The 9577-nt window shown below is 71.5% G+C and carries 11 protein-coding genes and 1 tRNA gene; 2 read left to right on the top strand and 10 right to left on the bottom strand.

Going from position 1 to position 9577, the window contains the following annotated elements; all coding sequences use genetic code 11:
* Window positions 1-14 precede the first annotated feature (14 nt).
* The 6 genes from JWQ92_RS09295 to JWQ92_RS09270 form a co-directional block, all read right to left on the bottom strand.
* A tRNA-Ser gene (locus tag JWQ92_RS09295) sits at window positions 15-104 on the bottom strand.
* A 371-nt stretch (window positions 105-475) separates the two neighbouring features.
* The gene (locus JWQ92_RS09290; RefSeq protein WP_297344172.1) at window positions 476-1747 is read right to left on the bottom strand and encodes an MFS transporter; all 1272 of its coding nucleotides are present in this window, start codon (window positions 1745-1747) and stop codon (window positions 476-478) included.
* Window positions 1740-2219 carry a MarR family transcriptional regulator gene (locus JWQ92_RS09285; protein ID WP_297344171.1) on the bottom strand — a complete coding sequence of 160 codons (480 nt, stop codon included), beginning with the start codon at window positions 2217-2219 and terminating at the stop codon, window positions 1740-1742. Before JWQ92_RS09285 ends, JWQ92_RS09290 begins: the two co-directional genes overlap by 8 nt.
* Window positions 2220-2259: 40 nt before the next feature.
* Entirely contained in the window at window positions 2260-2649 is a 390-nt protein-coding gene (locus tag JWQ92_RS09280) for an ACT domain-containing protein (RefSeq protein WP_297344170.1), read from the bottom strand.
* The gene (locus tag JWQ92_RS09275; protein ID WP_297344174.1) at window positions 2646-3638 is read right to left on the bottom strand and encodes an LLM class F420-dependent oxidoreductase; all 993 of its coding nucleotides are present in this window, start codon (window positions 3636-3638) and stop codon (window positions 2646-2648) included. Before JWQ92_RS09275 ends, JWQ92_RS09280 begins: the two co-directional genes overlap by 4 nt.
* Before the next feature lie 8 nt (window positions 3639-3646).
* Complete coding sequence (locus JWQ92_RS09270) at window positions 3647-3871, bottom strand: hypothetical protein (protein ID WP_297344169.1); 225 nt, start codon at window positions 3869-3871, stop codon at window positions 3647-3649.
* Window positions 3872-4034: 163 nt separating this feature from the next.
* Here JWQ92_RS09270 and JWQ92_RS09265 point away from each other — a divergent pair, with 163 nt between their 5' ends.
* Both JWQ92_RS09265 and JWQ92_RS09260 read left to right on the top strand, forming a co-directional pair.
* Window positions 4035-4478, top strand: coding sequence for a nitroreductase family deazaflavin-dependent oxidoreductase (locus JWQ92_RS09265; RefSeq protein ID WP_297344168.1), 444 nt, complete (start codon window positions 4035-4037; stop codon window positions 4476-4478).
* Window positions 4479-4523: 45 nt separating this feature from the next.
* A complete protein-coding gene (locus JWQ92_RS09260; protein WP_297344167.1) occupies window positions 4524-4802 on the top strand; it encodes a hypothetical protein in 279 nt (92 codons plus the stop codon).
* A 6-nt stretch (window positions 4803-4808) separates the two neighbouring features.
* Here the strand turns inward: JWQ92_RS09260 and JWQ92_RS09255 are convergent, their stop codons facing one another.
* From JWQ92_RS09255 to JWQ92_RS09240, 4 genes are all read right to left on the bottom strand, one after another.
* Complete coding sequence (locus JWQ92_RS09255) at window positions 4809-5066, bottom strand: hypothetical protein (RefSeq protein WP_297344166.1); 258 nt, start codon at window positions 5064-5066, stop codon at window positions 4809-4811.
* A 72-nt stretch (window positions 5067-5138) separates the two neighbouring features.
* Window positions 5139-6338: an LCP family protein gene (locus JWQ92_RS09250; RefSeq protein ID WP_297344165.1), complete on the bottom strand. Its 1200-nt coding sequence runs from the start codon at window positions 6336-6338 to the stop codon at window positions 5139-5141.
* A 126-nt stretch (window positions 6339-6464) separates the two neighbouring features.
* Window positions 6465-7904 carry a deoxyribodipyrimidine photo-lyase gene (locus JWQ92_RS09245; protein WP_297344164.1) on the bottom strand — a complete coding sequence of 480 codons (1440 nt, stop codon included), beginning with the start codon at window positions 7902-7904 and terminating at the stop codon, window positions 6465-6467.
* A gap of 715 nt (window positions 7905-8619) precedes the next feature.
* Window positions 8620-9294 (bottom strand): winged helix-turn-helix domain-containing protein, encoded by a 675-nt coding sequence (locus tag JWQ92_RS09240; protein ID WP_367276725.1) that lies wholly within the window; start codon window positions 9292-9294, stop codon window positions 8620-8622.
* Between the last annotated feature and the right edge of the window lie 283 nt (window positions 9295-9577).

Genomic DNA, 9577 nt, shown 5'->3' with positions numbered 1-9577 from the left:
GCGCCGTAGCGGAGCGGAGACGGTGGGATTTGAACCCACGGAACCCTAATAGGGTTCTCCACCTTAGCAGGGTGGTGCACTCGACCGGACTATGCGACGTCTCCCGGCGCCCGACAGCATAGCCGCTCGACCGCTCCGCGCCGCAGACGGTGCGCGCGTCGGGGTACGCAAGTCCCCCAATGGGGGACGGGCGATTGCGACCTGTTCTCCCGCGCCGATAGATTGACCGGCGTCACCCACCCGAAGGGTTGACGGCGCGTGCACGGCAGCACACACGACTTCCGGATGGCCTTCCCCCACCATCCGGGCCCGGAGTCTCATCATCCGACCGTTCGGGCCGTCGCTGGTGAGACCAGGAGGGCCGCCGGACTGCAAATGGGTATGCAGCGCTGGCGGCCCTCCGCCTTTTCAGGGGCCGGGTCCGCGCCGGTCCGCATGCAGGGGGCACCGCCCCGCGCATCCGGGACGGCGGGGGTCAGTCGGCGTTGCCGACGGCGAGGCCTCCCAGCACGGGGTTGCGGCCCTCGACCTCGTCGAGCGCGTCGAGCTCGGGCTGCGCGACCTCGCCGCGGTCCGCAGCAGCGAGCGCCTTCCGCACCGTGCTGAGCACGATGGCGGCGACGAGCACGGCGCCCGCCCCGATCAGGAAGGGCAGGTGCGCCTGCGGGTCGACCCATTCGACCATCTGGCCGGCGGCGAACGGCGCGAGCCCGCCGCCGATGAACCGCACGAAGCCGTAGGTGGCGGATGCGACCGGCCGCTCCACCGGGGCGATCGACATCACCGCGGTCGTGACGAGCGTGTTGTTCACGCCGATGAAGGCGCCCGCGATGATCACGCCGACGATCACGACGACCGGGGTGGTGGAGAAGATGCCGATGACCGCGAGGTCGACGGCCATGAGCGCGAAGTTCACATAGAGCGTGCGGGCGGTGCCGACGGTGCGCTGCAGGCGCGGGGCCACGAACACCGAGAAGAGCGCGACGAGCACGCCCCAGCCGCAGAACACGAGGCCGAGCAGGATCGGGCTGTCGATCCCCATGAGGAAGGGGGAGTAGCCGAGCAGCGTGAAGAAGCCCCAGTTGTAGAGGAGGCCGACGACGCTGGTCGTCGCGAGCGAGCGGTGCTTCAGGGCCGCGAGCGGTTCGATGAGCCGCTGCTTCCGCGCGGGAGCCGGGGTCTTCGGCAGCAGGGTGAGGGTCGCGACCAGCGCGATCGCCATGAGCACGCTCACGCCGTAGAAGGGGCCGCGCCAGCTGATGTTGCCGAGGAGGCCGCCGATCACCGGGCCGAGCGCGATCCCGACGCCGAGGGCGGTCTCGTAGAGGATGATCGCGCCCGCGAAGCTGCCCGACGCGCTCGCGACGATCACGGAGAGCGACGTCGCGATGAAGAGGGCGTTGCCGAGGCCCCAACCGGCGCGGAAGCCGACGATCCCACCGATCGAGTCGGTCGATCCCGCGAGCGCGGCGAACACCACGATGATCACGAGGCCCGCGATCAGCGTCCGCTTGGCGCCGAGCCGGCTGGACACCCATCCGGTGACGAGCATCGCCACCGCGGTGATCACGAGGTAGCTGGTGAAGAGCAGCTCCACCTGCGTCGGGGTCGCGTGCAGCTGGCCGGCGAGGCTCTTCAGGATGGGGTCGACGAGCCCGATCCCCATGAACGAGACGACGCAGGCGAACGCGACCGCCCAGACGGCGCGTGGCTGACGGAAGGGCGAGGTGGTGGGGGCGTCATGCATGGACAGGATCTCCGGATCGGACGGACGGGGCGGCCTCGATGTCGGCCGTCAGGCGGGTGAGGGCGGGCAGCGCGGCGAGCAGGGCGCGCTGGTCGCCCGGATCGAGCACCGCGAGCCGCTCCGCGATGCGACGGGTGCGGTCCGCGCGGTGCCGGACCAGCCGCTCGTGGCCCGCCTCGGTGAGCACGACGCGGGTGGCGCGACCGTCAGCGGGGTCGGAGGCACGCTCGGCCCAGCCGTGCTCCTCGAGACGGTTCACGAGCGCGGTCATCGCCGGCTGCGTGATCCCCTCATGCACGGCGAGGTCGGTGATGCGTTGCGGGCCCGTCGAGTCGAGGCGGTCGAGCAGGCTGAGCGCTGTGGCGGACACGTCGCTCGCCCGGCGGGAGCGCCGCAGCCAGGTGACGATCTGCTCGAACGCCCGCCCGAGGGCGAGCTGCTCCTCGGTGATCGGGGTGGTGGCTTGGGCCATGCTCCAACTATATCACCGCTCTATATAAGCCACTGATGTATCAGGTGGGCGGCTTGAGCGACGCGAGGAGCGCGAGCGCCTCCTTCACCCGATCGGTCGGCACCAGGATGTGGTCGTGGTGGAGGCCGGCGAGCACGTTGCAGCTGATGCCCGCATCCGCCAGCGCGACGCTGAATGCCGCCGTGAGCCCGACGGCCTCGAGCGCGGAGTGCACGCGGAGCGTGATCCACGCCCCGGTCCAGTCGAACCGGAGTCCGAGCCGCTCGGCGTCCTCCTGCCGAAGCACGACGGTGACGCCCTCGTCCTCGACGACCGTCGCGAGTGCAGGCAGCCCGGTCGGATCAGCGACGGAGACGAGCACGACCGCCGGATGCACGAGCACCGGTCGCGCCCCGGCGAGGAGCGCCGCGAGATCCCGCTCCCCGCTCACTGCAGCGCCGGAAGCACCTCGCGGGTGAACAGCTCGGCGCCCGCCCGGTCGGTGGCGATCTCAGGGAAGTAGATGATCGCGTAGCCGAGGCCGGCGTCGCGCATGCGGCTCAGCCGTTCGACGATCTGCTCCGGTGTGCCCACGGCGAGGGCGCCCTCCGTGCGGTACTCGGCGACGAACGACGCCGCCTTCTCGGCACCCAGGTACGGCGTCACCCTCGCCTCGAGGGCGCGGATCCGCTCGTCCACCTCCTGCTCCGTCGCAGCGACGACGCAGTTGTAGTTGGCGCTGCGCACGATGCGGCCGAAGTCGGTGCCCGCCTCGCGGCAGCGCTCTTCGAGCACTCGGCTCTTCGCCGCGAAGTCGTCGGGCGCGCCGGAGAAGTTCGTGTACGAGGCGTACTCGGCGGCGATGCGCAACGTCTTCTGCTCCCCGCCGCCGGCGATCCAGAACGGGATGCCGCCCTCCTGCAACGTCAGCGGCCGCACGATGGCGCCCTCGACCTGGTAGTGCTCGCCGTCGAGGGTCGCCGTGCCGGTGGTCCACGCCTGATGCATGATCTCGACGCCCTCGCGGAGGCGCGCAAGCCGTTCCCCGACGCGGGGGAAGCCGTAGCCGTAGGCGCGCCACTCGTGCTCGTACCAGCCGGCGCCGATGCCCATCTCCACCCGGCCGCCCGAGATGATGTCGACGGTCGCGGCGACCTTCGCGAGGTACGCGGGGTTGCGGTAGCTCATGCACGTGCACATCTGGCCGAGCCGCACGCGCTGCGTCGACGCCGCGAAGGCGGCCATCAGGGTCCACGCCTCATGGGTCGCCTCGTCCGAGGGCACGGGGACGGTGTGGAAGTGGTCGTAGACCCAGATCGACTCCCAGGGGCCCTCGTCCCCGAAGGCGGCGATCCCGTGCATCGTCGACCAGTGCTCGGCCGGGTCGATGCCGATGAGGTCGTGCCGCCAGCCCTGGGGCACGAACATCCCGAACCGCATCGCGTCGCTCATGGCAGTGACGGCTCCGGGCTCGCCTCGAACTCGCTCCACGCGCGCTCGTACGCCTGCCGCTGCTCGTCGTTCGACGTCTCGAAGTAGCCGTCGTAGATCGCCTTGCCGCCGGAGTCGGGGAAGTCGCCGAGCCGCCCCACCTCCTTCGCGAACGCACCGATGTCGTCGGTGCGGTACTCCTGCTCCTTCAGCCACGCGGGGAACGTCAGGGTCGTTGCCATGAGGGATTCGTACCGAACCGCGGTCCACGGCACCTGGGAGGCGGCCGATCGGGTGCGTGGGGGAGCGCTTCGGTGCGTTCCTTGGACGGTCAGGAGAGGGTCTGGCGGCGCCGTAGCCTCGAGGAGCAGCGCCTCGAGGGGCAGCAGGAGACGAGGAGCACGGATGCCGTTGACGGGGGAGTACGAGCCGAGCGCCGATCGGCACGCCAGGAAGCAGGCGGAGGCCTATGAGCGCAGCGGCGGCGAGGAGCAGAACACCCTCCGCGGGGTGCCGATCATCGTGATCACGTCCGTCGGCGCGAAGAGCGGCAAGCTGCGCAAGACCGCGCTGATGCGCGTCGAGCACGACGGCCGCTACGCCGTCGTGGCCTCGAAGGGCGGGGCCCCGCAGCATCCGTTCTGGTACCACAACCTCGTGGCGAACCCGCACGTGGAGCTGCAGGACGGGCCCGTGAAGCGCGACTACACGGCCCGGATCGTGCACGGTGCCGAGCGCGACGAGTGGTGGGCGCACGCCGTCGCGGCGTGGCCCGACTACGACGCGTACACGCGCCGCACGGACCGCGAGATCCCGGTCTTCGTGCTCGAGCCGCGCGACGAGGACTGAGCCGCCGGTCGGTCGGATCCCAGGAGCGCTTCCTACCGTCGGCTCATGAGTGATGCCGAGATCGGGAGCGGCGCGGCGGGCGTGGTGTCGCACGTCGCGGGTCAGGACACGACGGCGGGCACGAGCGTGGCAGGCGCCGCGCCGTCGGGCGGCGCGATCGACGGCGCGGCGCGGCCGGACATGCCGGGCAACGGCGGCCTCGACGACGCCGGTGAGACCGTGGCGGACGACGTGCCGCCGGAGGAGGGGCTGTCGGGAGACGGCGACTCGCTCACGGGCGTCACCGACGCGGCGTCGGACGACGAGCCCGCGTCCGGCTCCTGAGCGGGACTAGGGAACGCGGCCCTCGTCGGAGTCCGCCGCGCCTTCGCGACGTCCGGTGACCTCCTCCTCCTGGAGGGCCTCCGCGTCGGCGTCGTCCTGCTCGTCGACCGGTGCGACGCCCATGGTCCCGTCGCGGAGCGCGCCCGGATCGACGTCGCCGTCCGCGGTGCCGTCGGACTCGCCCTCGAGTCCCTGCGCCAAGCCGTTCGTCTGATCGAAGGTGCCGGCGAGCACGTCGTCGTCGCCGGGGCCGGTGTTGCTCATGGCGTGACCGTACGCCCGCCGGATCCGGCCCGACCCGGGCCGTGGGGAACCTCTCAGCGAGGGCGGATCGGCTCAGCTCTTGGCGATGGAGCAGGTCTGCTGAGCCGCGGTCTGCCCCCGCAGGCCCTGGATGACCGCGGTGGAGGCCTTCGTCGGCTTCGGCGTCGGTGCGCCGGAGCTCGTCGCCGCCTTCGTCGCGGTCGCCGTGCCCTTCGTAGGAGCGAGCTCGGTGCTGAGGCCGAGCGCGGACTTGTCGAGCGCGACCGGCAGGTCCGCCCGGATCCGGCGCAGCAGCAGATCGGCGAGCTCGGCGTTCGGCACGACCTTGTTGGGGTCCGCCGGATCCGCGCCCGTCGGGTACTGCACGAACACGAGGTCGCTCAGGTTCATGCTCTTGAGGGCGAGCGCCATCGTGACGATCGTGTCGACGCCGGCCAGCGACTGCGACAGGCGCACGTTCTGCGCGGCTGCCTGGGCGAGGCCGTAGAGCTTGCCCGGGTTCGTGAACGTGTCGCGGCTCATCATCGTGCGCAGCAGCGACGACATGTACGCCTGCTGCGACCCGATCCGCGAGAGGTCGCTGCCGTCGCCGACGCCATGACGGCTGCGGAGGTAGGCGAGGGCGGTCCGCCCGGAGATGACCGACCGGCCTGCGGGCAGCTTCAGCCCCGAGTCGGGGTCGTCGATCGCCTTGGTGACGCAGATCGGCACGCCACCGACCGCGTCCGCCATCTTCACCGTGCCCTGGAACGAGAACAGGGCGGCGTACGGGATCTTGATGCCCGTGAGGTTCTCGATGGTGCCGACGACGCAACCGAGGCCGCCGCGCGCGTAAGCGGTGTTGAGCGGCTGGGCGGACATCGCCGAGTAGATCTGATGCGTCACCGGGTCCTCGCACTGCGGATGCGGGATCACGAGGTCGCGGGGGAGGCTCATGACGACCCCGCGGCGATGGTCGGCAGAGATGTGCACGAGGATGTTGACGTCGTTCAGGGTCGCGTCGCGGGACCCGCCGAAGCTCTTCTGACCGGGGGCGTTGTCCGCGCCGACGAGCAGCACGTTGAAGCTGCCGTTCATCGCCCCGATGGTCGGCACCGTGCCGTCGCCGTTCGAGATGTCGACGGCGTTGTCCGCGACCGTCTTGCCGAGCGACCACACGCCGATGGCGGCGATGGAGGCGGTGCTCGCGAGCACGACGGCGGTGGCGATGGCGACGACCTTGAGGCCGGCCGCCCAGGCGGAACGGCCGTGGTGGACGGCGTGCCTGGGCACGAAGCGGTCCTCGTCGGTCATCTCGGTTGCCCCCAACGGCGATGGCCACCGATCGAGCGGATGTGGCCGGAATCGGGGAAGCGTACGAGGACGACGCGCCGATGCGGCGGAGGCGCACCGTAGTGGTCAGCGGCGCATCCGCTCGAAGGCCTCGAGCGCCTCCGCACGCGAGTGCTTCAGGTCCACGATCGGCGGCGGGTACGGTTTCCCGCCGCCGTCGGCCTGCCCGAGCAGGTCCTCTCCCGAGGTCCACGGCTCGTGCAGCGCCTTGCCGGATCGGCCGCGCAGCTCGGGGACCCACCGGCGGATGTACTCGCCGGTGGGGTCGAACTTCGTCGCCTGGGTCACCGGGTTGACGATGCGGAAGAACGGCGCCGCGTCGGCACCCGATCCGGCCACCCACTGCCACTGCGCGGCGTTGTTCGCCGGATCCGCGTCGACGAGGGTGTCCCAGAACCACTGCTCGCCGATCCGCCAGTCGAGCCGCAGGTTCTTGATGAGGAAGGACGCGGTGACCATGCGCACCCGGTTGTGCATCCAGCCGGTGTGCCAGAGCTGCCGCATGCCGGCGTCGACGAGCGGGATGCCGGTGCGGCCCCGCTGCCAGGCGCGGATGCGGGCGTCGGCGGGGTCCGCCCACGGGAAGCGGTCGAAGCCGCGGTGCACGTTCTCGGTGTCGAGGTGTGCGTGGGTGGCGAGGAGGTCGTAGTCGAACTCCCGCCACCCGAGCTCGGTGAGGAACTTCTCCTTCACGGCGCCGCTCGCCTCCGACCGACGCACCCGGTGCCACACCTGGTAGGGGCTCAGCTCCCCGAACTTCAGGTGGGGCGACAGCCGTGACGACGCCTCCGCGGCCGGCAGGTCGCGCTCCTCCGCGTAGCGGGGCAGGCGGTCGTGCACGAACTCCTCGAGGCGTCGGTGCGCGCCTTTCTCGCCGGCCGTCCACGTCTCACGCAGGCCCCCGGCCCAGTCGGGGGAGACGGGAAGCAGGCCGAGGTCGTCGAGGCGCTCGCTGCGGACGGGCATGTCGGCGCCGTGCAGCTGCGACGGTGCAGGGTACGGGGACCGCGGCTCGCCCTGGCGGGTGAGTGCCCGGAAGAACGGGGTGAAGACGGCGAAGGGCTCGCCCTCACCGGTGTGCACCTCGCCGGGCTCGTGCAGCAGCGAGCCCGTGAAGAGATGGACTGCGACTCGGGCGCCCTCGGCGGCGGCGCCCACCTCCTCGTCCTGCCGGCGCTCGCCGACCGCGTACCGGCGGTTCAGGTAGAGGTGCCGGGCCCCCGTCTCGCGCAGCACGGCAGGCACGACCTCCTCCGCGCGGCCGGTGCGGAGCACGAGGCGAGCGCCCCGCTTCTCGAGCGAGGCGCCGAGGGCCTGGAGGCTGAGGTGCAGCCACCAGCGGCTCGCGGCCCCGAGCCGCCTGGCGGCGATGCCGGAGTCGTCGAGCACGTACAGCAGCACCAGCGGCGCGCCCGAGGTGGCGGCTGCATGCAGCGCCGGATGGTCGGACACGCGCAGGTCGTCGCGGAACCAGACGAGGCCGGGAGCGACGTCAGCAGCAGCCATCCGAGGAATCTACGACGGCCTCGGCGCACCATCACCGGGCGTTCAGGAAGCGGGGTCGGCTGCGCTGCGGGCACGGGGACCACCGGCCGGGCCGCCGGGCCGTCGCGCGATCGGCCTGGCGGATGGGGGACAATCGGCCGCCTCTGGTCCCTGTTCGGGGGACAATCCCTTGCCCATCAGGCCTGCCTTCGTAAACTCGCTCACAGAGCGCTGCGCCCACGGCGCTCTGGTCGGAACCCGGAAGCCACCCGAGTCCGGAGCACAACCCGCGCTCCGGACGGCAGCCGGGTGCTCACCGCCCAGACAGGGGGGATGCCGCACCCACGGCAGGCGCACTCCGTGCGACCTTCTGCTGATGATGTCCCGATGACGGCCCGCCCCGTCATCGGGGCATCGTCGAGCGGGTTGCTCTCATCGGCGCCGTCCCCCACCCGGTGGTTTGTCGAGGCGGCCTCTGCGCGCCTAGGACGTGCGCCGCAGGTGGGCCCACCGTGGGTGTTCCCGGCGGGGGACGGCGGCGCACCGACAAAAAGGTAAGGGCCGGTCGCAGAGGCGGCGACCGACCCTCTTCCCTTGCACCAAGAGTGTCCTGCAATCACACACACCGACCGCCACAGCAAACGGTCGATGTGCTGTGAAGCTATAACGGTTCGGTAACGGCGCGCTAGTCCTTGCGGCGTGTCGGAGCCCAAGATTTCGCTGTGAACCGTACGGCTCAGAAGCGGTCCGGGCTGGGCCCGGCGCCGTACCGGATCACGACGTCCGCGTGGCGGTCGAACCGGTATCCGCTGCCCCGGATCGTCCGCACGATGTCGCCGTACTCACCCAGCTTGGCGCGCAGCCGGCGGATGTGCACGTCGATGGTCCGCTCGTTCGGGATGTCGACCTCACCCTCGCCCCAGAGCGTCTCGATGATGTCGGCGCGGGCCACCGTGCGGCCCTCGCGGAGCACGAGGTGCTGCAGCAGCTCGAACTCCCGGTAGGTGAGCGGCGCGGTGTCGCCGTCGATGGTGAGGCGCTTGCGCGAGAGGTCGAGCACGATGCCGGTGCGCCGCCGGGTGGCGGTCGGTGCGGCCTTCGGGGTGGCGGCGCGCTCGGTGAGGGCGCGGCGCACGATGTCGAGGTCGCGGCCACCCGCGCCGGCGGGAGCGAAGGCGACGGCGGCGTAGGTCTCGGCCGACGGTACGAGATCGGCGGTCACGCGGCGGAGCGTCTCGACCAGGTGGGCGAGGTCGACGCCCGCGGCACGGGCCGAGGCCTCGTCGACGCCGACGAACAGCGCGAAGCCGCGGACCTCCGGTGCGGGAGCGGGCGTCTCGGCGGGCAGCTCCGGCACGAGGCGGAGCTCGGGGCGGGAAGGGACGACAGGGGAGAGCGAGGGGATCGACACGGGAAGGAGTCCTTCGAGATGTGGTGCGCGGGAGCGCTGGCGGAACCGATGCCCACGAGGGGCGGAACGTCGCGAATGGCGACGGGCCCGGGTTCAGAGACCGGGCGGCAGAGAACGGTTCAGCGACACATTCGACGGCCGAGAGCGCCGCACATCATCGCCTGCGGAGCCTGACGAGCCTCGAGGGCGGTCGTGCTGTGCGCGGCGGAAGACATGCCCGGCATCCTGACCGATGTCTGGGAGCCCTGTCAAGCCGCCGCCCGGCGCGCCGCTCCTCAGCCCG

It is taken from the genome of Amnibacterium sp. (genome assembly GCF_025463795.1).
GTDB lineage: Bacteria > Actinomycetota > Actinomycetes > Actinomycetales > Microbacteriaceae > Amnibacterium.
Note: the sequence above shows the minus strand (reverse complement) of the source record. Positions and strands in the feature narration are given on the sequence as shown.